The organism is Helcobacillus sp. ACRRO, from assembly GCF_022347125.1.
Taxonomy (GTDB): domain Bacteria; phylum Actinomycetota; class Actinomycetes; order Actinomycetales; family Dermabacteraceae; genus Helcobacillus; species Helcobacillus massiliensis.
On record NZ_JAKRNG010000015.1, the window covers coordinates 18730 to 43415 of the forward strand.

Genomic DNA, 24686 nt, shown 5'->3' on the forward strand with positions numbered 1-24686 from the left:
GTCAGTCAGGTCAGCTCACGGCTGCGCCTGGTGGAGTGCAGCGCTGCTCAGCGGCTGGTGTCCTCCAGCACGGCGAGCATGGTGCGCAGGCTCTGGCCGGTGCCGCCGCGGGTGGTGTAGCCGTACGGCTTCTGGGTGAAGCCGGTCGGGGCGATGTCCAGGTGCGCCCACGGCAGACCGTCGGTGAACTCCTGCAGGAACACTCCGGCGCTCAGCGTGCCGCCCGGGCGCTCACCGATGTTGGAGAGGTCGGCGACGCGGCCGTTCAGGGTCTCGCGCAGCTCCTCCGGGAACGGCAGCGGCCAGAACGCTTCGCCGGCGCGCTTGGACGCGGCCCACAGTTCGTCACGCGCATCCTCGGTGCCCATGACGGCAGCGGTGCGGGAGCCGAGGGCGACCACGGCCGCACCGGTCAGGGTGGCGACGTCGATCAGCAGATCCGGCTTCTCAGCAGCGGCGTCCACGAGCGCGTCGGCCATGACCATGCGGCCCTCAGCGTCCGTGTTCAGCACCTCGACGGTCATGCCGTTGCGCATGGTGACCACGTCGCCGGGGCGCTGAGCGCCGCCGCCCGGCATGTTCTCGGCGAGGGCGAGGAAGCCGGTCACGGCGATCGGCAGCTCCAGCTTCGCCGCGGTCAGAACGGTGTGCAGCGTGGTGGCTGCACCCGCCATGTCCGAGGTCATCTCGTCCATGCTGGCGCCCGGCTTCAGAGAGATGCCGCCGGTGTCGAACGTGATGCCCTTGCCGACGATCGAGACGTGACGGGTGGCCTTCTTCGGCACGTAGGTCAGCTTCACGAGACGGGGCTTGCGGGTGGAGCCCTGACCCACGCCCATGATGCCGCCATAGCCGCCGGCGAGGAGCTTCTTCTCATCCAGGATCTCCACGCCGACGCCGACCTTCTTCGCGGCCTTCGCGGCGATGTCCGCGAACGCCTCCGGGAACAGCAGATTCGGCGGGGTGTTCACCAGATCGCGCACCGCGTGCACGTGCTCGGCGACGGTCATCGCGCGGTCCAGACGCGCGGACAGCTCCGTGGACGGCTTCGAGACGGTGACGACTTCGAACGACTCGACCGGGGTCGACTTCTTCGCGGACTCAGCGGTCTTGTGCTCGATGTAGTTGTAGGAGCCGAGGGCGAAGCCCTCAGCAGCGGCGACGACCTGATCGTCGGAGCCGCCGGGGAATGCGATGGCGGCGGACTTCACGCCGGTGAGGGCGCGGGCGGCGGAACCGAAGGCCTCGCGGATGTGCTCATCGGTGACATCGGCGAGATCGGAGGAGCCCAGGCCCACGAGGAGCACGGACTGGGCCTTCAGACCATTGACGGCGGGCAGGCGGGTGGTGGCGCCCTTGGCGCCGGAAGCGCGGACAGCGCTGACCGCGGAGCTCAGCTTCGGGAGGCCGACGGGGGTCGCATCCGCATCCTTCTCGCCGGCGAGAAGGGGGAGGACCAGAACCTCGGCAGTGACGGACTCAACCTTAGTGGCAGTGATTTTCATATCTGTCATATCCTCATCGTAGGCCAGCCGGCACGCCGCCGCCCGCAGAACATGCGAGCAGAATCCACCGCCGCCGCATGGCCGTACCGATTTGCAGCAGAAGGGACACGATGAGCGCACTGATCATCGCGACGTACATCATCGGCGTCGGAGTCGGAGCGCTCGGCCTTCTCTACGTGGTCAAGGACCTCGCCGCGGACCTCATCCTCCTCGGCGCCCAGCTGCTCGTGCTGCTGGTGTGGATCGCCCTCGTGGTGGGGGCCCTGCTGAAGGCGGCATCCGTCGGCGGCCCCACCGATGCCATCACCTTCTGGGGCTACGCCCTCACCGGCCTCACCCTTCCCATCGCCGGGCTCTACCTCGGGTTCCTGGAGCGCTCACGCTGGGGGGCGCTCACGATCGCGATCGCGTCGCTGACGATGACGGTGCTCGCCGCCCGCCTTCCGCAGATCTGGGCCGGAGGGTTCGCATGAGCGGCCGCACCGGGATCCGCCGCGATGCCGAGCACACGGATCGCACAGGTGCCGAGCAGGGCCGCGGCTTCCGCGTGGTCATCATGCTCGCCTACTTCATCTTCGCGATCTCCGCGACCGCCCGGTCCCTCGTGCAGATCCTCACCGAATTCGACCAGGCGCCTGTCGCGTTCGTGCTCTCCCTGCTCGCCGCCGTCACCTACATCGTCCTCGCCGTCCTCGTCTCGCGCCCCCGCGTGCCCATCACCGCCGCCCTCACGGTGGTCGGGATCGAACTGGCGGGCGTCATCGGCGTCGGACTGCTCAGCATTGCGGTGCCCGCCCTGTTCCCGCGCCCCTCGGTCTGGTCCCACTTCGGATCCGGCTACGGCTATGTGCCGCTCGTGCTGCCGATCATCGCCGGGATCTACCTGCTGCACCAGCGCCGGCGAGGAGTCAAGCACGCCGCGTAGACTTGAGGGGTGAGCATCTACCCCCTTGTCTTCTCCCAGGTCCTCAGCCGCTTCGACCCCGAGCGGGTCCACCATCTGACGATCAGCGCCCTCGGCCTCGCGCACCGCCTCCCAGGCGGCCCCGCGGTCCTGCGCCGCCTGTTCAGCGCCCGCGGAGCCGAGAAGAGCCGCACGGTCGCCGGCATCGACTTCCCCGGCGCGTTCGGCCTCGCCGCCGGGTTCGACAAGAACGCTCAGGTCCCGCTCGCACTGCTCGATCTCGGGTTCACCCATGTGGAGATCGGCACCGTCACCGCGCGCCCCCAGGACGGCAACGACACGCCGCGCCTGTTCCGCCTCGTGAAGGACCGCGCCGTCATCAACCGGATGGGGTTCAACAATGAGGGCGCCGTCGCCGTCGCCGACCGTCTGCGCCGCATCCGTTCCACCGACGCGGGCCGCCGCGCCGTCATCGGCGTCAACATCGGCAAGAACAAGACCACCGCACTGGAGGACGCCGCCGCTGACTACGCCATGAGCGCGCGCCTGCTGTCCCCCTACGCCAGCTATCTGACGATCAACGTCTCCTCCCCGAACACTCCGAACCTGCGCGCTCTGCAGGCCGTGGACGAACTGCGGCCGATCCTCTCCTCCGTCCGGGAGCACACGGAGAACACCGCTGTCAACGGCCGACGGGTTCCGCTGTTCGTCAAGATCGCCCCGGATCTCCACGACGACGACGTCGTCGCGGTGGCCCGCCTCGCCCTGGAGCTCGGCCTCGACGGCATCATCGCCACGAACACCACCATCGAGCGCCCCGATGCCCTCGCCGAACCGCGCTCGCGCATCGAGCAGATCGGTGCGGGCGGACTCTCCGGCCCGATCCTCCGCACCCGCTCCCTGGAGGTGCTGGACCTGCTGGTCGCGAACCGCACGGGGGTGGGGGCCGACGGGGCCCAGCGCAGCCTGGCGCTGATCTCCGCCGGCGGCGTCCGCACCGCCGAGGACGTCATCGAACGGCTCGAGCGCGGCGCCGACCTCGTGCAGGGCTTCACCTCCATGATCTACGAGGGCCCGTCGTGGCCGGGCCGCATCGCCGCTGAGGTGGCGCGCCGCCGTGAGTGACGACGATCTGTTCTCCCTGGCCGGTGACGCGCCCGCCCCGAAGACCCTCGGGGACCGCAACACCGACCATCGGGCGCCGCTCGCCGCGCGCATGCGTCCCCGCAGCATCGACGAGATCGTGGGGCAGGAGGAAGCGCTCAGCGAGGGCTCACCCCTGCACCGGCTGCTCAGCGACGACGACTCGCGCACCGCGCCCTCCTCCCTCATCCTCTGGGGGCCGCCCGGCACGGGGAAGACGACCATCGCCTACGCCGTCGCCCAGTCCGGCGACCGTGAATTCGTGGAGGTCTCAGCCGTCCTCGCGGGGGTCAAGGACATCCGCACCGTCGTCGACGCCGCCCGCAGTCGGCTGCGCACCACCGGGCGCGAAACCGTCCTCTTCGTGGACGAGGTGCACCGCTTCTCCAAATCCCAGCAGGACGCGCTGCTGCCGTCGGTGGAGAACCGCTGGGTCACCCTGATCGCCGCCACCACCGAGAACCCGTACTTCTCGATCATCTCCCCGCTGCTCAGCCGCTCCATCGTGCTCACCCTCAGCTCGCTGACACCCGCACACGTGGACCAGCTGATCGACCGCGCCCTGAGCGATGAGCGCGGCCTCGGCGGCGAGGTCGAGCTCAGCGATGAGGCCCGCGCTCAGCTGCTGCGGCTCGCCGGCGGCGACGCGCGCAAGGCCCTCACCTCCCTCGAAGCCGCCGCCTCCAGCGCACTGCGCTCCACGGACCGCACCATCACCCCCGACGTGCTGTCCCAGGCGATCAACCAGGCGATGCTGTCCTACGACAAGACCGGGGATCAGCACTACGACGTCGCCTCCGCGTTCATCAAGTCGATGCGCGGCAGCGACGTGGACGCCTCCCTGCACTACCTGGCGCGCATGATCGAATCCGGTGAGGACCCCCGGTTCATCGCCCGCCGCGTGGTCATCGCCGCCAGTGAAGAGGTGGGGATGGCGGACCCCAGTGCCCTGCAGGTGGCTGTCGCCGCCATGCAGGCGGTGCAGATGATCGGCATGCCCGAGGGCCGCATCCCGCTCGCGCAGGCCGTGGTCCACATTGCGACCGCGCCGAAGTCCAACGCCTCCTACGCTGCGATCAACAAGGCGATCGCCGATGTCCGCGCCGGCAAGGGGCGCGGCGTCCCTGCGCACCTGCGCGACTCCCACTACAAAGGGGCCGAAGACCTCGGCCACGGTGAGGACTACGTCTACGCCCACAGTGAGCCGCGGGGCGTCGCCGCACAGCAGTACGCGCCCGATGACCTCGTGGGCGTGGACTACTACGAGCCCACGGACCGGGGGAGGGAGGCCTCCGTCGGTCGTTCCCTCCATGTGCTGCGGCAGATCACCCGCGGCCACCGCCCCCACGGTGACTGAACGCACAGGCGAAACCGGCGTGAGGCGCGCCGAAACCGTTGAACGGCAGGGGGCGGGCCGCGTAGGATCGACTCTTGAATCCGCGGCTGCCTAATGGATTCATCGCATCGAAATTGAGGTAACTCTGTGACCAGTGTCACCAAGGCGCGTCGTACCGCGCGACTTTCCCGTGCTCTCGGGCTCGCTCTGACCCCGAAGGCCGTGAAGTACTTCGAGAAGCGCCCGTACCCGCCGGGCCAGCACGGTCGTGCTCGTCGTTCCAACTCGGACTACGCAGTGCGTCTGACCGAGAAGCAGCGTCTGCGCGCGCAGTACCAGCTTCGTGAGAAGCAGCTGCACCGCGCATATGTCGAGGCCAAGAAGCTCCCCGGTCTGACCGGTGAGTCGATGGTGGAGCTGCTCGAGATGCGTCTGGACGCTCTCGTGCTGCGTGCAGGCTTCGCCCGCACCATCCTCCAGGCCCGTCAGGCCGTCACCCACCGCCACGTCCTCGTGGACGGTCAGCTCGTCGACCGCCCGTCCTTCCGCGTGAAGCCGGGCCAGACGATCCAGATCGCCCCCAAGGCTCAGACCTACGAGACCTACCAGGCTGCCGCCGAAGGCGGGAACAGCGATGTCGCCGCTTCGGTGCCGTCGTACCTGTCGGTGGAGCTCGAGGAGCTGAAGGCGAAGCTCGTCTCGCGCCCCAAGCGTGCTGACGTTCCCGTGACCTGCGACGTCGCTCTCGTCGTCGAGTACTACGCTCGCTGATCAATCTGTGCTGGCACCGTCACGGTGCATAGGCAACCTGAAGCGGCCCCGCCCGGGCACTGCACGTACACTGGGCCGGGGCCGCTTCTCGCATTCCGCCCCCATCCTTCCCGCCGCCCCGACACACCGGGCTGACGCCCCATGAAAGGACCGACAGATGCAGACGTCTGAGGTGCACCGCCGCTGGCTCGACTTCTTCGAGAAGAAGGGCCACACGATCGTGCCGAGCGCGTCGCTCGTGTCCTCCGACCCGTCGATCCTCTTCACGATCGCGGGCATGGTGCCCTTCATCCCGTACATCCTCGGTTCTGAGACCCCGCCGTACTCCACCGCTGCCAGCGTCCAGAAGTGCATCCGCACCAACGACATCGAGAACGTCGGCAAGACCACCCGCCACGGCACCTTCTTCCAGATGGCGGGCAACTTCTCCTTCGGCGACTACTTCAAGGACGGCGCCATCCGCATGGCCTGGGAGCTGCTGACCACCTCCCAGGACGACGGCGGCTACGGTCTCGAACCCGACCGGATCTGGGTCACCATCTGGGAAGAGGACGACGAGGCCCGCACCTCCCTCGTGGACGGCATCGGCTTCCCCGAGGAGCGCATCGTGCTGCTGCCCCGGGAGGAGATCTTCTGGGACACCGGCCAGCCCGGCCCCGCCGGCCCCTGCGCCGAATTCCACTACGACCGCGGCCCCGAATTCGGGCCCGACGCCCCCACCGGCCGTGTCAGTGAATGGCCCGGCGACGAGCGCTCCGAGGACCGCTACATCGAGATCTGGAACCTCGTGTTCGACCAGTTCCTCCGCGGTGAGGGACAGGGCAAGGACTACCCCCTGATCCGCGAGCTCGACCAGAAGGCCATCGACACCGGCCTCGGCGTGGAGCGGCTCGCGTACATCCTGCAGGGCAAGAACAACATGTACGAGATCGACCAGGTGTTCCCCCTGATCGAGAAGGCGGAGGAGCTGTCCGGCCGCACCTACGGCGAGGATGAGGAGGCGGACGTGCGCATGCGCGTGGTCGCCGACCATGTCCGCTCCGCCATGATGCTCGCCTCCGACGGCGTCCGCCCCGGGAACGAAGGGCGCGGCTACGTGATGCGCCGCCTCATCCGCCGCGCCGTCCGCTCCATGCGACTGCTCGGCTACGACAAGCCGGCCCTGCGCGAACTGCTGCCCGTGGCGCGCGACGCCATGGCGGCCGGCTACCCCGAACTCATCACCGAGGACGCCCGCATCAGCGAGATCCTCTTCACCGAAGAGGACACCTTCCGCCGTACCCTTGTGCACGGCACCCAGATCTTCGACCAGGTCGCCGGCGACCTGAAGAAGTCCGGATCCACCGTGCTGCCCGGCGACGAGGCCTTCACCCTGCACGACACGTACGGATTCCCGTTCGACCTCACCATGGAGATGGCCGCAGAGGCCGGTCTCAAGGTGGACGAGGCCGGTTTCCGCACCGCGATGCAGGAGCAGCGCGAACGCGCCCGCGCCGACGCCCAGGCGAAGAAGGGCGGCCACACCGACACCTCCGTGTTCCGCGAGATCCTCGGTGAGAAGGGCACCACCCGCTTCGTCGGCTACACCGACGCCACCAGTGACGTCACCGTCGGCTCGGTCCTCCAGGACGGTCATCTCGTGGACTCCGCCGACGCCCCCGCGGACGTCGAGATCGTTCTGGACGTCACCCCGTTCTACGCCGAAGCCGGCGGCCAGCTCGCCGACCAGGGCACCATCAGTCTCGCCGGCGGCGGCATCGTGGAGATCGACGACGTCCAGGCTCCCGTGAAGGGACTGTCCGTGCACCGCGGCCGCCTCGTGGAAGGCAGCGTCCGCGCGGGGGAGAGCGGCGTCGCCGCCATCGACACCGACCGGCGCGGCGCCATCGCCCGGGCCCACACTGCAACGCACATGGTGCACGAGGCGCTGCGCGAAGAGCTCGGCGACACCGCCACTCAGGCCGGCTCTGAGAACTCCCCGGGCCGCATGCGCTTCGACTTCCGCTGGAACAGCCAGGTTCCGCAGTCCTCCCTCGCCCAGATCGAAGGCGTGGTCAACGAGAAGCTGCAGCAGAACATGGACGTCACCGATCAGCAGATGTCGCTCGATGAGGCGAAGGCCCTCGGCGCGCAGGCTCTGTTCGGTGAGAAGTATGGGGACGTGGTCCGCGTCGTCTCCATCGGCGGCGACTGGTCCCGCGAGCTGTGCGGCGGCACCCACGTGGCCGGCACCGGTTCCATCGGCACCGTTCAGCTGGTGTCCGAAGCCTCCATCGGCTCCGGTGTCCGTCGCGTTGACGCCCTCGTCGGCCTCAACGCGTACCAGCACCACTCCAAGGAGCACGCGATGGTCTCGCAGCTCGCGGAGATCCTGAAGGTGAACCGGGCCGACATCCCGGAGCGCGTCCGCTCCCTCACCCAGCGCATCAAGGAGATGGAGAAGAACCTCCAGACCCTCCGCGGCCAGCAGCTGCAGGCCGAAGCGGCGCGACTGGTGGAGAGCGCCCAGGACATCAACGGCGTGCGCGTGCTGACCCATGACGCCGGCACCGGCGTCAACGGCGGCGATGTCCGCACGCTCGTCACCGACCTGCGCGCCCGTCTGGGCGACGGGGCGCCCGCCGTCATCGCCGTCACCGGTGAATCCGACGGCAAGGTCGCGCTCGTGGTCGCGACGAACCCGTCGGCCCGCGATCTCGGCATCTCCGCCGGCGCCCTCCTGAAGGACGCCGCTCAGGCGATGGGCGGCCGCGGCGGCGGCAAACCCGACATGGCGCAGGGCGGCGGCGGTGAGCCCGCCAAGGCTCCGCACGCGCTGGAGTCCATTGCGTCGGCACTGCGCAGCCGGGCCTGACATGACCTCCGAGCGATTCATCCGCATCGGAATCGACGTCGGCGACGTCCGGGTCGGCTGCGCCCGCAGCGACCTCGACGGCCTCATCGCCACCCCCGTCGAGACGTTCCAGCGTCCCACGGCGGCGGCGAAGATCGCCGAGCTCTGCATCCGGGATGAGGCGCGACGGGTCATGATCGGCCTGCCGCGATCCCTCAACGGCAGCGAGGGGGCTGCCGCTGACAAGGCCCGCCGGTTCGCCGACGAGCTCCACTCAGCCCTCGGCGACACAGCCGAGAGCGTCGACATCCGGTTCATCGACGAGCGACTGACCACCGTCAGTGCGCACCAGGCGCTGCGCTCCTCGGGCCGGAAGACGAAGCAGCACCGCTCCGTAGTGGACCAGGTGGCCGCAGTGATGATTCTGCAGACCGCTCTGGATCAGGAGCGCTCCACCGGTCGCGCGGCCGGCATCCCCCTGAACTGACCCTGTCCCAAGGAGGCGCCCAGTGGCCCACGACAGCTTCGACGACCTGTTCGAATCCCCAGACGAACCCGGCAACGACGGCGGGCCCCGCGGCCGCCGCGCTGCTCGTCGGGGCAACGACAAGCCATCCGGCATCCAGCGCTGTCTCCCCCTGCTGCTGGTGGTGCTGGTGCTCGCCGGCCTCGGCCTCGGCGCCTACGAGGGCTACAAGTGGGTGACCGGTCACCGCATCGAACAGGAAGCGGACGACTACACCGGTTCCGGCAGCGGCGAAGCCGTCATCACGGTGGAGGATGGCGACACCGGCACCGACATCGCCAAGAAGATGGTTGAGAAGGACGTCATCAAGTCCACGGGCCCGTTCGTCACCCTGTTCGCCAACGAACCGAAGGCCGCTTCGATCCACCCGGGCCAGTACAAGCTGAAGAAGCAGATGTCCTCCTCGGCGGCGCTGGATGCGCTGCTGGATCCGCAGAGCGCCGCCGGGGTGCGCGTCACCATTCCGGAAGGCTCGCCGAACAAGGTGGTGTTCAAGACCCTCTCGAAGCAGACCGGCATCCCCGTGGCGGAGTTCGAGAAGGCGGCGAAGGACTACACCGCCCTCGGCATCCCTGAGAACAAGGCGAAGAGCGCCGAAGGCTACCTGTGGCCCGGCACTTACACCTTCTCCGACGACGCTGATGCGAAGGAGATCCTCACGGAGATGGCCGGGCGCATGCAGTCGAAGATGGAGGAGAAGGGCATCCCGGCCAAGAAGCAGCACGACGTCCTCACCCGCGCCTCCATCGTGGAGCGCGAAGCGCGCAGCGACGAGGACTTCGGCAAGGTGGCCCGCACCATCGACAACCGCCTCAAGGGAGTCGGCGAAGCCGGCGGCACTCCGATGGCGCTGCAGGTGGACTCCACGGTCGCTTACGCGGTGGGCGATGTGCGCAAGGGCTACTCGACCACGCCGAAGGAGCGCGCGATCGACTCCCCGTACAACACGTACAAGCACAAGGGGCTGCCGATCGGACCGATCTCCAACCCTGGCGACAGGTCCATCGACGCTGTGCTGAATCCTCCGAAGGGCGACTGGCTGTACTGGGTGACCGTCAACACCGATACGGGTGAGACGAAGTTCGCCACCACCAATGCCGAGCACGAGAAGTACGTGAAGGAATGGCGGGAGTGGGCCAAGAACAAGTGACGCGGCGCTTCTGCGTGATCGGTGATCCGATCGATCACTCGCTCTCCCCGGCTCTGCACACCGCCGCCTATGCGGCTCTCGGTGTGCAGGATGCGCGGTACGAGAAGGTGAGGGTGCCCGCCGACGGGTTCGAGCATGCGCTGAGCACCGGCCTGCAGGCGTTCACCGGCATTTCGGTGACCATGCCGCACAAGCGGTCGGCGTTCCTTGCAGCACTCGCCCATGATCGCGCCTCCCAGGATCTGGGCATCGCCAACACGCTGATCTCGTTGCCCACGTCGCCGGGTGCTGAGCGGCGGTGGGCCGCATTCAACACCGATGTGCACGGCATCGCCCAGTCGTTCCGCGACGCCGGTGTTGGGGATCCGGCCAGCGCGGCGATCCTCGGCTCCGGCGCGACCGCCCTTTCTGCCCTCGCGGCGATGCACGAGCTCGGCGCGGAGGACGTCACGCTGCTGGCGCGGAGTGCGCAGAAGCTGGTGCCGCTCGTGGAGTTCGCTGACGCGCGCGGATTGACCGTGCGCACCGGGACGCTTGCGGATGCGCCGCGTCTCCTCGGCGCGGACGCAGTGATCAGCGCGCTGGCGGAGCCGGGAGCGCGGGCATTGGCGTCGGTGCTGGAGGCTGCCCCGTCGGCCCCTCAGCGCGCCGGGGCGTTCCTCGACGTCCTCTACCACCCGCTGCCGACGGTCCTCGACGGTCTGGTCCCGGCGGACGTCACCATGGACGGCCGGGCGATGCTGGCGAGGCAGGCGATGCGGCAGGTGGAGCTGATGCTCGGGGTGGAGCAGGCGCCGGCGGAGGCTATGGAAGCAGCAGTGTTCGCAGCAGTGCGCTGAGCCCGAGTGCGGCGCCGGCGCACGCACATGCCCAGAGGGCACTGGCGAGGGTGCCGATGATGAACAGTTCGCCGATCGCGGGTTCGTCCTGGGCTCGCAGTTCGGGGTAGCGGCCGAGGCCCTTGATGGCGAGGACGAATCCGATGCCCACGGGGAAGCCGGCGACGATGCAGGCGTAGATGCCGAGGCGCTCCAGGGTGCCGATCCAGCGGCCGCCGGGCAGGTCCCGTTCGCGGCTCAGGAGATCCCGTGGGGCCGACGGGGGAGTGCTGGTGGTGATGCGGGAGAGCAGCCGGCGGACGATGAGGTTGCCGAGGAGGGTGGCCGCGCCGAACGCGGCGATCAGCAGCGCGTGGATGAGGGCTGACATCTCACCGTCCATGAAGGTAATCTCGTACTATGGCAAAAATGAAGGCTCAAGCTTCATGTGTGGCGGTGCTCGTGGACATCGTCCGCTCCCGCGACGGAGCCCGAGCTGAGAGCCAGAAGCAAGCTACCACAGCGGCTCACGCCGTCAACGAGGCGGTCGACGCGCTGGATCCGCTGCGTCCCACGGTGGGGGACGAGTTCCAGGGAGTCTATTCGACGCTCGGCGCCGCACTGCGCGCCGCGCACCTGCTGCGCCTCCACATGCTCGGATCAGCCGATGTCCGCTTCGGTCTTGGTGGGGGAGAGGTCCGCATCATCGATGAGGAGACCGGCATCCAGGACGGCAGTGCCTGGTGGGGTGCCCGCGAGGCGATCGAAGCGGTGCGGACGCTGTCGGACGCCGCTGGATTCGACGGCGTGCGCACCGGTGTCCGGGAAGCGCGCGCGGGCCGAGAAGAAGCCGCAGAGCTGGAGTCGCTGCTGCAGTGGCTGGACATCTCCATCAGCGATCTGCGCGGGGGCGCGCAGAGGACGCTCCTCGGCCTCCTGGAGGGGAAGGACGTAGCGGCTCTCGCTGAAGCGGACGGAGTGTCCGCATCCGCGATCAGTCAGCGCATCGTGACGAACCGTCTGCGTGCTCTTGCCAAGGCGCTGCAGGGCACGTGGGTCCTTCCCTGAACGCATGAGCCGCCATGGTGCTGGGCATGCTGCCAGGGCGCATGCGAAAACCCCTCCCGATCCGCATCTCTGCTGATCAGAAGGGGTTTCCTTCGGTGTCCGAGGGGGGCTTGAACTCCTTCCTCAGGCAACGATCAGGCCGCTCGTGAGCCCGGAAAGCATCCCCCCGAAAGGGGCGATGTGAGCACTCACGCCTATGGTGAGGATGCCGTCGCGCAGGGAGGTCTGCCTGCAACCGGCAGCGATATGGCGTTCCAGTCATTCGCGATTGTGATCGCGGCGATGCTCACCACCGCGAGCCTGCTGGAGCGCGAAGCACCTGTCGCTAGGCCGCGAGTGCCTCGGTGGGCGACACCTTGGCCGCCTTCATGGCGGGCAGCATGCCTGCGATGGCGCCAACCAGGATGGTGACCGCAACACCGAGTGCGGCAATCAGCGGAGGCACCGTGGGCGTCCAACCGTTGATCAGTGAAACGGCGACGGTACAGCCCACACCCAGCACGAGCCCGGCTGCACCACCGTATGTGGCGAGCATCACGGCTTCCATCAAGAACTGCTTGCGCACATGCGCACGCGTGGCTCCCAGGGCACGGCGCAGACCGATTTCACGCTGACGCTCGAGCACCGTGATGACCATGGTGTTCGCCACGCCGATACCACCCACGAGCAGTGCGATCGAGCCCACACCGACGAGCATGCCCGTCAAGGCGGTGTCGATGGCGTGTTGTGCGGCCAGCGAGTCGGACGGCCGGCTCACGCTCACCTCATTGGGCGATTTCGGGTTGATTGTGGCCGGGATGAGTTCGCGCACCGACTCCACTGAGGCGTCAGTCGAACGCTCATAGAGCGTGGTGGGCGAACCGGTGAAACCAAGTCGCTCGGCGGCGTGCGGCGCGCCTACCAGCACCGAAGTGTCGAGTTCGGGTGCGAGCGCTGACGGCTTAAGGATGCCCAGCACCGTGTGATTCTGGCCACCAATATTCACCATTGAGCCGGGCGAGACGACGCCCAGTCGTTTGGCCGCGGTTGTCCCCAGCACGGTTGTGGGGTACTGCTTGTTGGCGTCGTTGAACCAGGTGCCGCTGTGCAGCTCACTGGAAGTTGCCGACAGCAGCCCGGTGTCGGTTGCGGCCACGTTGAGGCCGTTGGTCGAACCTGGATCGATATAGCTGCTGCGGTAGGCCGCCACCTCAGGCAGGTCACCCACCCAGCCCACCTGTTCGACTCCTTCGATGCGTTGCAGTCGTTCGGCGGAGTCGACCGGCAGCTCGGCCGAGTCGCCGCTGAATGATTTACCGGCCGACACCGTGAGCAGGTTGGTGCCGAGCGATGCGAGCCGCTCCTGAATCTTTGCCTGGCTCGACAGCGAGATGCCGATCACGGCAATCATCGCGGCGATGCCAATGGCAATTCCCAGTGCCGAGAGCGTGGCCCGCACGGGGTGCGCACGCAGGCCCTGCCAGCCCAAACGCAGCAGGTCTTCTTGGCGAAGGTGCGAGCGTGATTCTTCTGGATCGAGTGTCATGCTTTCCCTCCTCCGCTATTGCTGGGTGTCAGATTCGAGCACACCGTCACGGATGCTGATCTGTCGCGGGAATCCCGCTGCGAGTTCACGGTCGTGCGTGATCACCAGCACCGTGGTGCCGGTGCGGTTGAGATCCTTCAGGATGTCGACCACCTGCGCCCCCGAGCGAGTGTCGAGCGCACCGGTGGGTTCGTCGGCGAGCAGCAGCGGCGGGTCGCCGACAACGGCTCGCGCGATCGCCACGCGCTGCCGCTGCCCGCCCGAGAGCTGGCGTGGCGTGTGATGGGCTCGATCTCCCAGGCCCACGCGATCGAGCGCTTCGCGGGCGCGTGCCCGCCGCTCCCTGAGCGGCATACCGGTGTAGAGCAGTCCCGTGGCGACGTTGTCGGCAGCGGTCTGCGCATCCTCAAGGTGGTACTGCTGGAACACGAACCCGATGAGGTGTGCTCGCAGCGCCGAGAGCTTCGCGTCGCTCGCTGCCGAGACGCGGTGGCCGGCGATGGTGATCTCGCCGTCACTTGCCCGGTCGAGCGTGCCTACGAGGTTGAGCAGCGTCGACTTTCCCGAGCCACTCGGTCCGGTAATGGCCACCATTTCGCCCGAATTCACGGTGAAGCTGACGTCATCGAGAGCAGTTGTTGGTGGCGAACCGTATTGTCGCGACACGCTGTTGAGTGTCAGCAGTGGCAGGTCGGGGGTCATTCGCCCACCGCCACTTCGTCGCCCTCGTGCACGTCGCCGCCCTTGATCTCCACCAGGTCATCGGCGAATGCACCGATTTCAACAGGCACGCGGGTGGCTTCGCCGTTCTTGATGACTTCCACGGCGTACTTGCCGCCGGGCTCGGCGAGCAGGGCACGCACTGGCACCGCCAGCACACCCTTGGCGGTGGTGCGAGTGGTGACCACGCTCACGGTCACGTCGGCATACGCCTCAGCGGCGGCAGGATCGGTGAGCGACAGACGCACCGGCACCTTGACCGATTTCTGTCCCGATTCGTCCTCCTTCTCTACGGACGGGTCGACTGCTTCAACAACGCCCTCGGTGGTCTTCCCGTCGGGCAGTTCGATGTCTGCCTTCGCACCCACCGGCAACAGGCTGCGCATACTCGGCGGCACCTCGGCGGTGACGACCTTCGAAGTGCCGGTGACGTCAAGCACCGAGGTGCTCGCCGCATCCCCTGCCCTTGCCTTCTGCGAGCTCACCTGCACATCGCTCGGAATGAATACGACGCGTCCGAGTTCGAGCGTGGTGCTCCATTCAAAGCCGTGGTCCTTCTTCCACCGGGCGATCGCGGATGCGGTTCCCCGGCCGAAGTGCTTGTCGGGCTCGTCTTCGAAATAGCCGAGCGCCTTGAGGTTCTGTTCGAGCTGCATCACATCTTGACCGTTCGACATCCCCTCCTCAAAATTGCGCCAGGCCGGCACTTCACCCCGCATCGCGAACACGGGACGTTCGTTGACGCGCATCATCTCGGTGCCGATGGTGAGTGTGGTTCCGGGAGCGGCCACCGAGGTGAGCGTTCCGGTGAGCTGCGTGCCATAGGTTGCCGGCTTGCCGTGGTTGAGTGTGCCCTTCGCTTCGACGCGCTCAACCAGGTCGGTCTTGGTCACGGTCGCGGTTTCAACCGATGATGACACCGCCTTGGTGGTCTCTTCGGCGCTCGTACCGTCCATGAGCGAGAATCCGGTGGCGCCAGCAGCGATGGCGAGCACCCCTGCGGCCGAAATGACTGCGATTCGCTTCTTGCGCATCAACTACTGCTGCTCTCCCTGGATCTCGAGGCCAGCTTCTTCGGTGCAGCGCTGCACGTCTGCAGGGTCGGCTTCTGGGCCACCGTTCTGCTGCACGGTGATGCCCTCACCGTTCGGCTTGGGGTCGGGCACGTCGTAGCCGGCTTCACGCATGCACTTCGCGTAGGTGAGCAGCTGTTCGTTGAGCTGTTCGTCGGTTAGCGGGTTAGCAGCCTCGGGAGCCGGGCCCACCTTGTCGGAACAGGTCTGCAGTGCGGCTTCGAGGTCAGCTTCACCTTCGTCACCCTCGATGGGCGAGCCGTCGGGGTTGACGGGGATGCCGGCGTTCTCGACGCTCTCTTCTTTGAGGCAGCGCTCGAAGTCGTGCTGCCACTGTTCGGCGCTGGCAGCGTGGTTCTGCTGCAGTTCGGGCTGATCGTTCGCCGAGCATCCGGTCAGCGCCAGCATTGCGCCAGCTCCAACGAGGAGTGCTGCTGTGGCAGTACGTGAGGTGCGTGTACGGAACATGGAGGGTTACAATTCACTTTCTTAGAGATGTATCCGGCGTCACCTTTGCGGCGGCGCCGATCAGGACATGTCCCAGTTCACGCGGGTGCGGGTTGCGGCAGCGTAAAAGAAAATGCTTACGTTTCTCTTACCTGTCGCGTGCCAGACTGAGGTTGGCGACCACTGGTCATAGTCCGAGCGGCCGCATCGTTGCTTTTCGCCGCTTTCTGGGCGGCGCCGCGGTTCTCAGGAGGAGTCATGCGCGTACTCATCGTTGAAGACGAGCCGTATCTCGCCGAAGCGATTCAGGACGGGCTCGCGCTCCACTCGATTCCCGCCGACACGGTGGCTGATGGTCGGGATGCGCTGGCAGCCATTGAGATGAACGACTACGAGGTCGTGCTGCTTGATCGCGATATCCCCGGCGTGAGTGGCGACGAGGTGTGTCGGCAACTCAACCTGCGCGAGGATCGTCCAACGATTCTGATGGTGACCGCGGCGCGGCGCATCCAAGAGAAGGTGGATGGTTTCCAGCTGGGTGCCGATGACTATTTGGCGAAACCGTTTGAGTTTGCGGAGCTGGTGGCTCGCGTGCGGGCGCTGGGTCGGCGTCAGTTCACGACGCGACCCACCCGATATGAAGCGGCCGGGGTCACGCTCGACCCGTTCCGCCACGAAGTCACCCGTGACGGCCGGTATATCCGGCTCAGCCGCAAGGAGTTTGCGGTGCTTGAGTCATTGATGCGCGAGCCCGGGCGGGTGGTGAGCGCCGAGACGCTGCTCGAGGAGGCCTGGGACGAGAACGCTAATCCGTTCACACAGTCGGTGAAGGTGACGATCAGTTCGCTGCGGCGCAAGCTTGGTGAGCCGTGGGTGATTCGTACCGAACACGGTGTTGGTTACACGATCGACCGGACGCTCAATGGTTAAGCACCTGCCCACGCTTCTTCGCCGGAAGCATCGTTTCACGGCGCGCACTCGGCTCGCGTTTTCGTACGCGCTGCTGATGTTCCTGTGCGGTGGGCTGCTGCTCACCCTGGTGACGCTGTTCATTGGTTTTGTGCCTGATTACGGGTTTGAGTCGGTTGATGCTCAGCCGAGCCAAGAGCCGCTGGTGATTGCCGTCGATGACCCCGCAGTTCCGCCGGACAACATCAAGATTGCGGTGCAGAGCCAGGCCGATTTCATCACTCTGCTGCTGCAGGTTTCGGCGATTGCGTTGGCCGTGCTGGTGGTGCTGAGTTCGGTTGCTGCCTGGTTGCTGGCGGGGCGGATGCTGAAGCCACTCGCGGCGGTCAACCAGGCTGCGAAGCTGGCTGCGGATGGTCGGCTCGACCACCGCATTGGACTCACCGGCCCTCACGACGAGATTACCGAGTTGGCACAGACGTTCGACCAAATGCTTGAGAGCATTGAGCACTCGACCGCGGCACGGCGACGGTTTGCCGCTAACGCTTCGCACGAGCTTCGCACGCCGCTTGCCACCACCCGAACCATCCTCGATGTGGCGCTCTCGAAGCCAGGAGAGGTTGATCGGGATGTGCTGCGCAAGCTGCTGCAGGTGAATGAGCGCAGCATCCGCACCGTCGAGTCGCTGCTTGATCTTGCCGAACTCGAGGGGGGAAAGGTGAAGCCGACCAGCTGCGACATCACCGAGATCGTGTCGACGGTGCTGCGTGAGTCGCAGCCGCTGCTGGCCGAACGCGACCTTGCGGTCACGAGCGAGTTCGGCCCGGCCACTGCGTTTGGGGATGAGCGACTGTTTCACCAGCTGGCACAGAACCTCATCCAAAACGCGATTCAACACAATACCGATGGCGGCAGCCTGACGGTGAGTACCCGGATGGTGGCCGGTGACGACTCGATGGCCGAACTCACCGTGCGCAATACCGGTGAACTGATTGATGGGGCGCAGTTGAGCCAACTCACCGAACCGTTCAAGACCACCAAGGGTCGCACCGGCGGCACCAACAGCGGACTCGGGTTGTCGATCGTGTCGGCAATTGTCGACCGTTCGAACGGCACGCTCGACATTGCTGCGAACGAGGGCGGTGGCCTGTGCATCACCGTGACGCTGCCGAGTCCGGATGCTCCGGCGTAGAGACAGGACTCGAACCGAATCGGTGAGTACAGCGTGCTCAAGAACGCGCACCGCAGGTTCCAGGCAAGCGGTGTCGAAGGACACCCCGACGTTGACCACGGTGGTGTGGATGTTGGACCAGCCGCAGCCTTCGGGGACAGCAAAAGGAGCACCCCTCCGAACCATGCGTTTTCGCAGGTCAGGAGGGGTGCTCCGTCGGTGTCCGAGGGGGGACTTGAACCCCCACGCCCTAAAGCGGGCACTAGCACCTCAAGCTAGCGCGTCTACCAATTCCGCCACCCGGACTAGGTGACTGCCTCGTCGGCAACGAATAAGAATCTAGCACGGCTCAAACCCGCCGCGCGAACCGAGAGGCCCCCAAGCCGCCCCCGAGTGAACGGAATCACGCAGGGGTGCGCTGCATCCCGGATCGATGACTGTGCGCTGCCGGCAGCTGGTGAGCTCCGGGGCGCGTGCGTGCCGATAGATTGGTCCCCATGCCCCACATCATGTTCGTTGAGCCGCTGATCCCCGGCAACACCGGCAATGCCATCCGCCTCGCCGCCGTCACCGGCTGCCACCTCCACCTCGTGGAGCCGCTCGGCTTCAACTTCGAAGACGCCAACCTGCGCCGCGCTGGCCTCGACTACCACGACCTCGCCGACACCACCGTGCACCCCGACATCGACGCCGCCCTCGCCGCCGTCCCCGACAGCCGCGTCTTCGCGTTCACCGGCAAGGCCGACGGATCCTTCGCCGACATCGAGTACCGCGAGAAAGACGTTCTGCTCTTCGGACGTGAAGACACCGGCCTTCCCGACAGCGTCCTGAACCACCCGCGGATCACCCAGCAGGTCCGCATTCCGATGCTTCCCGCGCGCCGGTCCCTCAACCTCGCGAACTCCGCCTCCATTGCGGTGTACGAGGCATGGCGTCAGCGCGGATTCTCCGGCGGCGTCTGACCTGTTCTGGGGGTGCGGGCCCCGTAGGCCCCCGAGAGCGGCCGGGGGAGCACCGGGATCAGGGCAGCGTGCCGGCGAGCAGCGCCGCGACGAGCAGACCGCCGTAGGGAACGCTGAGGATCACCGGGCCGAACGCGAACCGGGATGAGAAGTCCCCGCGCGAGCGCACCAGCGCCACCACGGCGCCGACCGCCGACGCCGCACAGAACCACAGCAGCGCGCTCACGATCACTGCACCGCCGAGCAGGCAGGTGACCAGCGCGGTCGCGAACACGACCTTCGCGTCTCCCATTCCGAGCGCCGACGGCACCAGCAGCGCCAGGCACACAGCGCCCCCACCGAGCACGAATGCAACCAGGATCGACGCCGGCAGAGCCGCCCGAACTGCAGGCAAAAGCGCCGCAGCCACCAAGGACACCGCTGCCACGCAGGTGCTCTGCCACAGCACCAGGCGATTGGGCAGGCGGTGCTCGCGCACATCGAACACCGTCAGTGCAGAGGCGAACGGCAGGTGCGCGGCGAGCAGAGCGACGGTCAGCAGCAGGGGCATGCCCCTACTGCATCACACCGCGAGCGTCACAGGGCGCTGTTCGGGCCGAACGGGGACAACTGGTCCTGTGCAGAGGGCACGCGGATGATCCGTCGGCGCAGGAACACGCGCTTCCCGCCGCCGATCAGCAGCTGCGTGCGCGCCAGCTCCCAGCGTCCGTACTCCGCCTCATCCTGCAGCGCCTGCCGCACCTCGCCCAGAGTGGAGCCGCGAGGAATCGTCACCACCTGGAACTCCATCTCGCCGCGCCGGCGACCCCCGGCCGACGGGATCGTGCTCACCGAAGCGCCCTCGATTCCCGGGATTCTGCGGCGGCTCCACGTGGGCGGCAGCATCGACTCGGTCTGGCGGTTCACAATGCGGGTCATCACCGCTCCTGAAGGGGGACGGGGCCAATGGTGGCGACCAGGATAACGGGGTGTCGCATCCGGGGCGAACGGGGTAGATTCGAGGCATGAGCACCACAGATCCTCGCGCCGCACTCACCGCCCTGATCGATGCCCTCGAGCGCCACTACACGGCCGCCGTCGACTCCAGCGGCCAGGATGATCCGGCGCTCGACCGCGCCAACGATCGCCTCGCCGAGGCGTTCGACATCTATGACGGTGCTCTGTTCGACGCCGTCGGCACCGCCACCCCGCTCGTCGTGTTCGATGACGAGGACGACTTCGATGACTTCGACGACGACTTCGAAGACGACGACGATGATGACTACGAGGATGACGAGGATGACGACCTCGATGAGGACTTCGAGGACTTCGACGACCTCGATGACGACGAGTTCGATGATGACGCAGATGACGCGGACGATGACGACGAGGACGACTCGCGTCACTGACCGCGAACGGTGACTTCTGCATCACCCTTCGGCGCGGCGTCAGCTGAATCAGCTGGCGCCGCGTACCGTTGTGCGAGCACAACCAGCACCCCGATGAGCGAGGCCGCATGACCATCCTGACCGCGATCATCCTGGGCATCGTCCAGGGCCTGACGGAGTTCCTTCCCGTCTCCTCCTCCGCTCACCTGCGCGTCACAGGCGAGCTGCTGATGCCGGGCCGCGAACCCGGCGCGGCTTTCACCGCCATCATCCAGCTCGGCACCGAACTCGCGGTCCTCATCTACTTCTGGAAGGACATCGCGCACATCCTCTCCCAGTGGTTCAAAGCGCTGGTGAAGAAGGTCCCGCAGTCCGACCCGGACGTGCGCATGGGCTGGTTCGTCATCCTCGGTTCCATCCCCATCGGTGTGCTCGGCCTGCTGTTCGAAACGCAGATCGACCACAGCCTGCGCAATCTCTACATCACCGCCACGATGCTCATCGTGTTCGCCGTGATCCTCGCGTTCGCCGACGCCCGCGCCCCGCAGAAGAAGGAACTGGAGAACCTCACCCTGCGCGACGGCATCCTCTACGGCTTCGCCCAGGCTCTCGCCCTCATCCCCGGTGTGTCCCGCTCCGGCGGCACCATCACCATGGGCCTGCTGCTCGGCTACACGCGCCGCTCCGCCGCCCGCTACTCGTTCCTGCTGGCGCTGCCGGCTGTGTTCGCCTCCGGTCTGTACAAGGCGGCGAAGGAGATCCCGCCGCTGCTGACCGCCGACGGGCGCGCCGCCGCAGCCGCCGCCGGTGAGCCGAGCCTGCTCGCCATGATCATCGCGACCCTCGTCGCGTTCGGCGTCGGCTTCGCCGTCATCGTCTGGTTCATGAAGATGATCGAGAACCGGTCCTACTCCGTGTTCGTCTGGTACCGCCTGTTCGCCGGCGCGGCCCTGCTCCTCCTGCTGATCTTCGGTGTGGTCTCCCCGCTGCCGCCGGCAGCGTCCTGACCCACCGCCTCTGCTCCGGACCGGCCGTCCGGCCGATGCCCGTTCCCGTTTCCCGAAAGGACCCCCTGTGAAGACCTGGCCCGCGCCCACTGTGCCGACCATCGAACCCAGCGGCGTCCTGCCCACCTTCCACAGCACGCTCACGGGCCGCAGGGAGCAGTTCGCTCCGCGCGTGGAAGGCGTTGCGACCCTGTACGTCTGCGGCATCACCCCGTACGACTCCACCCACATGGGCCACGCCATGACGTACCACAGTGCGGACCTGATGCGCCGGATCCTCCTGGACGCCGGCCTGGATGTGCGCTTCGCGGAGAACGTCACCGATGTCGATGACCCCCTGTTCGAACGCGCCCAGCGCGACGACATCGACTGGCGGGAGCTGGCGGACCGGGAGGTCGCGAAGTTCGTCGGTGACATGGAAGCGCTGCGGATCATCCCTCCGCACCACTTCGAGTCCGTCTCCGAAGCGGTCGATGCGATCGCCGATGCCGCCAACCAGCTGCTGGAGCGCGGCATGCTCTACCCCGTCGCCAATGAGGACGGCTCCAGCGACTGGTACCAGGAGTACGCCCTGACAGGCGGCACCGGGCTCGTGGAGCAGATGGACCGCGAAGAGGCGCTGGCGATCTTCGCCGAACGCGGCGGCGACCCGCAGCGGGAGGGGAAGAAGGACCCCCTGGATCCGCTGGTGTGGCAGGCGCACCGGCCGGGCGAGCCCAGCTTCGATGGCCGCGCCCTCGGCCCCGGTCGGCCCGGTTGGCACGTGGAGTGCCTGTGCATCGCGGAACGGGGCCTCGGCATGCCGATCGACCTGGAGATCGGCGGCAACGACCTCGTCTTCCCCCACCACGAAATGGGGCACGTCCACGCCCTCGGTCTGGGTCTGGACACGTTCGCGACCCTGTGGGCGCATGTCGGCATGGTCGCCTACCAGGGCGAGAAGATGTCGAAGTCCCTCGGGAATCTCGTCTTCATCAGTCGACTCACCGCTGACGGCGTAGCCCCCGCCGCGATCCGGCTCGCTCTGCTCGCCCACCACTACCGCACGGATTGGGAATGGAGCGACGACCAGCTCCGCGAGGCCGAGCAACGTCTGCGCGCCTACCGGGAGGCCTCCCAGCAGCGGCCGACGGATGCCGCCGTCGTCGAGGACCTGCGCCGCGCACTGCGCGATGACCTCGATACGCCGCGGGCCCTCGAGGTCCTCGACCGGTGGGCCGACGGCATGGGCGGATCCGCAGCCGCCACCCCTGGTGCCGGGAGCATCAGGATCGCCGACGCCGTCGACGCCCTGCTCGGGGTCCGCCTCTAGTCGTCGCCGCGCCGGCGGAGGAACTGCTCGAACTCGTCAGCGATCGCCTCGCCGGATGCTTCCGGCAGGTCCGCGGCGTCCCGCGCCTGCTCCAGCTGCTGGACGTACTCGCCGATGTCCTCTTCGCTCTGTGCCAGCTCGTTGAGTCCCAGCTCCCACGCCTTCGCATCGTCCTCGAGGTCGCCGAGGGGGATCCGCAGCTGCAGCTCCCGCTCCACCGCCTTCACCAGGCCCAGTACGGCCTTCGGCGCCGGCGCCTGACCGACGTAGTTCGGCACCTGCACCCACAGGGACAGAGTGGGGATGCCGCGCTGCACGGCCATGTCGACGAGCACGGTCGGGATGCCGATCGGGCCCTCATAGGCGGAGGTCTCCGTGGCGGTCAGGGGCTGCAGATCGCAGGCGCGCCAGGTCGCGGAGATCGGCAGTGGCCGCGTGTGGGGTGCATCCGCCAGCAGCGCCCCCAGCACCACCAGCACCTCAACGCCCTGCTGCTGCAGCTCATCGAGCAGCTCAGTGCAGAAGGCGCGCCACTTCAGGGACGGTTCGGGGCCCTGCACGGTGAACAGGGGCCGGTCCTCGTCATGGCCGAGATGATTGATGAGGGTGTCCGGCCAGACGATCTCACTGCGGGAGTCCATGGTCGACATACCGGCCGGCGCCACCGGCGCCGCGTCATCACTGATGTCGAGAACGGGGGAGAGGGTGGGGCGATTCATCTGGAAGTCGACGTAGTCGTCGGCCGGGAGGGATGCGACCATACGGGCGCCCCACTCCTCTTCGATGTGGCAGAGCGCTTCGGAGGCGGCGCCGCCGGCGTCGTTCCAGCCGGTGAACGCGGCCAGTGCCGCACTGCGGCGGCGCAGGTCCTGACCTGAGTCTGCGGGTTCTCCTGCGGCTGCGGAGCGGTTCATCTCACCCATGGTTCTCCCTCTCACGTCAGCGCCAGTTCGACGTGCCAGTATAGGCAGGCCGTGATCAAGGCCTGCACTGAGGAGAGCAATCGATGACGCCCACCGGTCCCCGCATCGCCGGGTTCCGCCTGCGCGTGGCGCCCGCCACGATCCTCACCGTCATCGTGATGGCGGCGATCGTCTACCCGGCGCTCGCCCGCAGCGTCCAGGACAGCTCCCTCGCCATCGCCACTGCGGTGCTCCTCGCCCTCGTGATGGTGCTGTGCGTGCTCATCCACGAGCTCGCCCACGCCCTGACCGCCCGCGCCTTCGGCGGGGACGTCCAGGAGATCGCCCTGACGCTCTGGGGCGGGCACACCACCTACCGTTGGGGGACGATCCGGCCGGTCGCCTCCATGCTGATCTCCCTCTCCGGCCCGGCCGCCAACATCGTGCTCGCCCTCCTCTTCTCCGGCGCGGCTTCGCTTCTCCGAGAGGGCCTGCACAGCGGCCAGGTCGTGGTCAGTCCTTTTGCAGTCGCGGCGCTCGCCCTCATCGCCTACGCCTCGATCCTCAACTGGGCACTCGCCCTGTTCAACCTCCTGCCCGGCCTTCCGATGGACGGCGGCCGCGCCGTGGAGTCACTGCTCACCGCGCTCGGGACACCCGCGTGGACGGCGACCACCGTCACCGCGTGGGTGGGCCGCGTGGTCGCCGTCGCGATCGTGGTGATCCCGCTGCTGCGGGGCCTGGTCGCCGGACAGATGCCGGATCTGCTGGTCATGATCTGGGCGCTGCTGATCGCCTCGTTCCTGTTCCGCGGCGCCGGTGAGGCGCTGCGCGAATCGCGCCTCCTCCGCCGCAGCCAGGGCCTCAGCACCGAGGCGCTGATGGAGCCCGTCGGCCCCTGGGAGCCCGCCGCGAGCCTCGAGACCGCACTCGCCGCCGCCGGCCCGCAGAGGAAGGGCCTCCTCGTCGGGGCCGACGGGACCGTGGTCCTGCTCGACCCCGACGCCGTCGCCTCGGTTCCGCCGCAGCAGCGCGGCAGCGTCCCCGCGTCCGCAGTCGCCCTGTCGCTGGGGACGGCGCCGGCCATCAGGGCGGACCTCAGCGGTCCGGACCTGCTGGAGGCGATGGTGGCGGCCGATGCGGCCGTGTTCCTGGTGCAGCGCAGTGACGGGCGCATCATCGGCGCCATCCGCGCCACGAGCGTGAACACTGCGCTGGGCCTGGATCACTAGACTGG

26 protein-coding genes and 1 tRNA gene are annotated in these 24686 nt (G+C 67.5%); 17 read left to right on the top strand and 10 right to left on the bottom strand.

Features of this window, described 5'->3' with window-relative positions; genetic code table 11:
- Positions 1 to 47 precede the first annotated feature (47 nt).
- Positions 48 to 1514 (bottom strand): leucyl aminopeptidase, encoded by a 1467-nt coding sequence (locus MHY20_RS06780; protein WP_183374555.1) that lies wholly within the window; start codon positions 1512 to 1514, stop codon positions 48 to 50.
- Between the two features lie 101 nt (positions 1515 to 1615).
- On the opposite strand from MHY20_RS06780, the gene MHY20_RS06785 reads away from it, so the two are divergent.
- The 9 genes from MHY20_RS06785 (at position 1616) to MHY20_RS06825 (ending at position 11007) form a co-directional block, all read left to right on the top strand.
- The gene (locus MHY20_RS06785; protein ID WP_183374553.1) at positions 1616 to 1978 is read left to right on the top strand and encodes a hypothetical protein; all 363 of its coding nucleotides are present in this window, start codon (positions 1616 to 1618) and stop codon (positions 1976 to 1978) included.
- Positions 1975 to 2430, top strand: a complete 456-nt coding sequence (locus tag MHY20_RS06790) for a hypothetical protein (RefSeq protein WP_183374551.1) — start codon at positions 1975 to 1977, stop codon at positions 2428 to 2430. The genes MHY20_RS06785 and MHY20_RS06790 overlap by 4 nt, the downstream gene beginning before the upstream one ends.
- A gap of 9 nt (positions 2431 to 2439) precedes the next feature.
- Positions 2440 to 3534 (top strand): quinone-dependent dihydroorotate dehydrogenase, encoded by a 1095-nt coding sequence (locus MHY20_RS06795; protein ID WP_183374549.1) that lies wholly within the window; start codon positions 2440 to 2442, stop codon positions 3532 to 3534.
- Between the two features lie 16 nt (positions 3535 to 3550).
- Positions 3551 to 4909, top strand: a complete 1359-nt coding sequence (locus MHY20_RS06800; RefSeq protein ID WP_239375855.1) for a replication-associated recombination protein A — start codon at positions 3551 to 3553, stop codon at positions 4907 to 4909.
- 126 nt (positions 4910 to 5035) lie between these two features.
- Positions 5036 to 5659 (top strand): 30S ribosomal protein S4, encoded by a 624-nt coding sequence (rpsD, locus tag MHY20_RS06805; RefSeq protein WP_183374545.1) that lies wholly within the window; start codon positions 5036 to 5038, stop codon positions 5657 to 5659.
- A 157-nt stretch (positions 5660 to 5816) separates the two neighbouring features.
- Complete coding sequence (gene alaS / locus MHY20_RS06810) at positions 5817 to 8513, top strand: alanine--tRNA ligase (RefSeq protein ID WP_239375807.1); 2697 nt, start codon at positions 5817 to 5819, stop codon at positions 8511 to 8513.
- A 1-nt stretch (position 8514) separates the two neighbouring features.
- Entirely contained in the window at positions 8515 to 8979 is a 465-nt protein-coding gene (ruvX, locus tag MHY20_RS06815) for a Holliday junction resolvase RuvX (RefSeq protein WP_183374536.1), read from the top strand.
- A gap of 22 nt (positions 8980 to 9001) precedes the next feature.
- Positions 9002 to 10168, top strand: a complete 1167-nt coding sequence (mltG, locus tag MHY20_RS06820) for an endolytic transglycosylase MltG (RefSeq protein ID WP_183374534.1) — start codon at positions 9002 to 9004, stop codon at positions 10166 to 10168.
- The gene (locus MHY20_RS06825; protein WP_239375808.1) at positions 10150 to 11007 is read left to right on the top strand and encodes a shikimate dehydrogenase; all 858 of its coding nucleotides are present in this window, start codon (positions 10150 to 10152) and stop codon (positions 11005 to 11007) included. The genes mltG and MHY20_RS06825 overlap by 19 nt, the downstream gene beginning before the upstream one ends.
- Here the strand turns inward: MHY20_RS06825 and MHY20_RS06830 are convergent.
- The gene (locus MHY20_RS06830) at positions 10973 to 11377 is read right to left on the bottom strand and encodes a hypothetical protein (RefSeq protein WP_239375809.1); all 405 of its coding nucleotides are present in this window, start codon (positions 11375 to 11377) and stop codon (positions 10973 to 10975) included. The genes MHY20_RS06825 and MHY20_RS06830 overlap by 35 nt on opposite strands.
- 38 nt (positions 11378 to 11415) lie before the next feature.
- Here MHY20_RS06830 and MHY20_RS06835 point away from each other — a divergent pair, with 38 nt between their 5' ends.
- Positions 11416 to 12054, top strand: coding sequence for a SatD family protein (locus tag MHY20_RS06835; RefSeq protein ID WP_183374528.1), 639 nt, complete (start codon positions 11416 to 11418; stop codon positions 12052 to 12054).
- A 325-nt stretch (positions 12055 to 12379) separates the two neighbouring features.
- On the opposite strand, the gene MHY20_RS06840 is transcribed toward MHY20_RS06835, so the two are convergent.
- The 4 genes from MHY20_RS06840 to MHY20_RS06855 are packed head-to-tail and all read right to left on the bottom strand — an operon-like array spanning position 12380 to position 15780.
- Complete coding sequence (locus tag MHY20_RS06840) at positions 12380 to 13579, bottom strand: ABC transporter permease (protein WP_239375810.1); 1200 nt, start codon at positions 13577 to 13579, stop codon at positions 12380 to 12382.
- Between the two features lie 15 nt (positions 13580 to 13594).
- On the bottom strand, positions 13595 to 14281 hold the full coding sequence (locus tag MHY20_RS06845; protein ID WP_183374524.1) for an ABC transporter ATP-binding protein: 687 nt from the start codon (positions 14279 to 14281) through the stop codon (positions 13595 to 13597).
- On the bottom strand, positions 14278 to 15333 hold the full coding sequence (locus MHY20_RS06850; RefSeq protein ID WP_239375811.1) for a peptidoglycan-binding protein: 1056 nt from the start codon (positions 15331 to 15333) through the stop codon (positions 14278 to 14280). Before MHY20_RS06850 ends, MHY20_RS06845 begins: the two co-directional genes overlap by 4 nt.
- A 3-nt stretch (positions 15334 to 15336) precedes the next feature.
- Positions 15337 to 15780 (bottom strand): hypothetical protein, encoded by a 444-nt coding sequence (locus MHY20_RS06855; RefSeq protein ID WP_239375813.1) that lies wholly within the window; start codon positions 15778 to 15780, stop codon positions 15337 to 15339.
- A gap of 297 nt (positions 15781 to 16077) precedes the next feature.
- On the opposite strand from MHY20_RS06855, the gene MHY20_RS06860 reads away from it, so the two are divergent.
- Both MHY20_RS06860 and MHY20_RS06865 read left to right on the top strand, forming a co-directional pair.
- Positions 16078 to 16749, top strand: coding sequence for a response regulator transcription factor (locus tag MHY20_RS06860; RefSeq protein WP_183374518.1), 672 nt, complete (start codon positions 16078 to 16080; stop codon positions 16747 to 16749).
- Positions 16742 to 17920, top strand: coding sequence for a HAMP domain-containing sensor histidine kinase (locus MHY20_RS06865; protein WP_239375815.1), 1179 nt, complete (start codon positions 16742 to 16744; stop codon positions 17918 to 17920). Before MHY20_RS06860 ends, MHY20_RS06865 begins: the two co-directional genes overlap by 8 nt.
- Positions 17921 to 18119: 199 nt before the next feature.
- Here MHY20_RS06865 and MHY20_RS06870 read toward each other — a convergent pair.
- Positions 18120 to 18205: transfer RNA gene (locus MHY20_RS06870), tRNA-Leu, on the bottom strand.
- Positions 18206 to 18396: 191 nt separating this feature from the next.
- On the opposite strand from MHY20_RS06870, the gene MHY20_RS06875 reads away from it, so the two are divergent.
- Positions 18397 to 18861, top strand: coding sequence for a tRNA (cytidine(34)-2'-O)-methyltransferase (locus tag MHY20_RS06875; protein ID WP_239375817.1), 465 nt, complete (start codon positions 18397 to 18399; stop codon positions 18859 to 18861).
- A 58-nt stretch (positions 18862 to 18919) separates the two neighbouring features.
- Here MHY20_RS06875 and MHY20_RS06880 read toward each other — a convergent pair whose 3' ends face one another.
- The gene (locus MHY20_RS06880; protein WP_239375819.1) at positions 18920 to 19411 is read right to left on the bottom strand and encodes a hypothetical protein; all 492 of its coding nucleotides are present in this window, start codon (positions 19409 to 19411) and stop codon (positions 18920 to 18922) included.
- A 26-nt stretch (positions 19412 to 19437) separates the two neighbouring features.
- Positions 19438 to 19779 carry a DUF5703 family protein gene (locus tag MHY20_RS06885; RefSeq protein WP_239375821.1) on the bottom strand — a complete coding sequence of 114 codons (342 nt, stop codon included), beginning with the start codon at positions 19777 to 19779 and terminating at the stop codon, positions 19438 to 19440.
- 86 nt (positions 19780 to 19865) lie between these two features.
- On the opposite strand from MHY20_RS06885, the gene MHY20_RS06890 reads away from it, so the two are divergent.
- The 3 genes from MHY20_RS06890 to mshC all read left to right on the top strand — a co-directional run bounded on the left by MHY20_RS06890 (position 19866) and on the right by mshC (position 22547).
- On the top strand, positions 19866 to 20249 hold the full coding sequence (locus MHY20_RS06890) for a DNA primase (protein ID WP_239375823.1): 384 nt from the start codon (positions 19866 to 19868) through the stop codon (positions 20247 to 20249).
- A 107-nt stretch (positions 20250 to 20356) separates the two neighbouring features.
- Positions 20357 to 21235, top strand: a complete 879-nt coding sequence (locus MHY20_RS06895; protein ID WP_239375825.1) for an undecaprenyl-diphosphate phosphatase — start codon at positions 20357 to 20359, stop codon at positions 21233 to 21235.
- 67 nt (positions 21236 to 21302) lie between these two features.
- Positions 21303 to 22547: a cysteine--1-D-myo-inosityl 2-amino-2-deoxy-alpha-D-glucopyranoside ligase gene (mshC, locus tag MHY20_RS06900; protein WP_239375827.1), complete on the top strand. Its 1245-nt coding sequence runs from the start codon at positions 21303 to 21305 to the stop codon at positions 22545 to 22547.
- On the opposite strand, the gene MHY20_RS06905 is transcribed toward mshC, so the two are convergent.
- Positions 22544 to 23470 carry a PAC2 family protein gene (locus tag MHY20_RS06905; protein ID WP_239375829.1) on the bottom strand — a complete coding sequence of 309 codons (927 nt, stop codon included), beginning with the start codon at positions 23468 to 23470 and terminating at the stop codon, positions 22544 to 22546. The genes mshC and MHY20_RS06905 overlap by 4 nt on opposite strands.
- Before the next feature lie 83 nt (positions 23471 to 23553).
- Here MHY20_RS06905 and MHY20_RS06910 point away from each other — a divergent pair, with 83 nt between their 5' ends.
- A complete protein-coding gene (locus MHY20_RS06910) occupies positions 23554 to 24681 on the top strand; it encodes a site-2 protease family protein (RefSeq protein ID WP_239375831.1) in 1128 nt (375 codons plus the stop codon).
- Positions 24682 to 24686 lie beyond the last annotated feature (5 nt).

Coding starts and splice junctions, on each gene's coding strand:
- MHY20_RS06860 (WP_183374518.1), top strand. CDS start 16,078: ATGCGCGTACTCATCGTTGAAGACGAGCCGTATCTCGCCGAAGCGATT.
- MHY20_RS06905 (WP_239375829.1), bottom strand. CDS start 23,470: ATGGGTGAGATGAACCGCTCCGCAGCCGCAGGAGAACCCGCAGACTCA.
- MHY20_RS06850 (WP_239375811.1), bottom strand. CDS start 15,333: ATGCGCAAGAAGCGAATCGCAGTCATTTCGGCCGCAGGGGTGCTCGCC.
- MHY20_RS06845 (WP_183374524.1), bottom strand. CDS start 14,281: ATGACCCCCGACCTGCCACTGCTGACACTCAACAGCGTGTCGCGACAA.
- MHY20_RS06890 (WP_239375823.1), top strand. CDS start 19,866: ATGAGCACCACAGATCCTCGCGCCGCACTCACCGCCCTGATCGATGCC.
- MHY20_RS06865 (WP_239375815.1), top strand. CDS start 16,742: ATGGTTAAGCACCTGCCCACGCTTCTTCGCCGGAAGCATCGTTTCACG.
- MHY20_RS06830 (WP_239375809.1), bottom strand. CDS start 11,377: ATGTCAGCCCTCATCCACGCGCTGCTGATCGCCGCGTTCGGCGCGGCC.
- ruvX (WP_183374536.1), top strand. CDS start 8,515: ATGACCTCCGAGCGATTCATCCGCATCGGAATCGACGTCGGCGACGTC.
- MHY20_RS06855 (WP_239375813.1), bottom strand. CDS start 15,780: ATGCTGGCGCTGACCGGATGCTCGGCGAACGATCAGCCCGAACTGCAG.
- MHY20_RS06790 (WP_183374551.1), top strand. CDS start 1,975: ATGAGCGGCCGCACCGGGATCCGCCGCGATGCCGAGCACACGGATCGC.
- MHY20_RS06875 (WP_239375817.1), top strand. CDS start 18,397: ATGCCCCACATCATGTTCGTTGAGCCGCTGATCCCCGGCAACACCGGC.
- MHY20_RS06910 (WP_239375831.1), top strand. CDS start 23,554: ATGACGCCCACCGGTCCCCGCATCGCCGGGTTCCGCCTGCGCGTGGCG.
- MHY20_RS06835 (WP_183374528.1), top strand. CDS start 11,416: ATGAAGGCTCAAGCTTCATGTGTGGCGGTGCTCGTGGACATCGTCCGC.
- MHY20_RS06785 (WP_183374553.1), top strand. CDS start 1,616: ATGAGCGCACTGATCATCGCGACGTACATCATCGGCGTCGGAGTCGGA.
- MHY20_RS06885 (WP_239375821.1), bottom strand. CDS start 19,779: ATGACCCGCATTGTGAACCGCCAGACCGAGTCGATGCTGCCGCCCACG.
- MHY20_RS06780 (WP_183374555.1), bottom strand. CDS start 1,514: ATGACAGATATGAAAATCACTGCCACTAAGGTTGAGTCCGTCACTGCC.
- MHY20_RS06880 (WP_239375819.1), bottom strand. CDS start 19,411: ATGCCCCTGCTGCTGACCGTCGCTCTGCTCGCCGCGCACCTGCCGTTC.
- MHY20_RS06895 (WP_239375825.1), top strand. CDS start 20,357: ATGACCATCCTGACCGCGATCATCCTGGGCATCGTCCAGGGCCTGACG.
- MHY20_RS06840 (WP_239375810.1), bottom strand. CDS start 13,579: ATGACACTCGATCCAGAAGAATCACGCTCGCACCTTCGCCAAGAAGAC.
- alaS (WP_239375807.1), top strand. CDS start 5,817: ATGCAGACGTCTGAGGTGCACCGCCGCTGGCTCGACTTCTTCGAGAAG.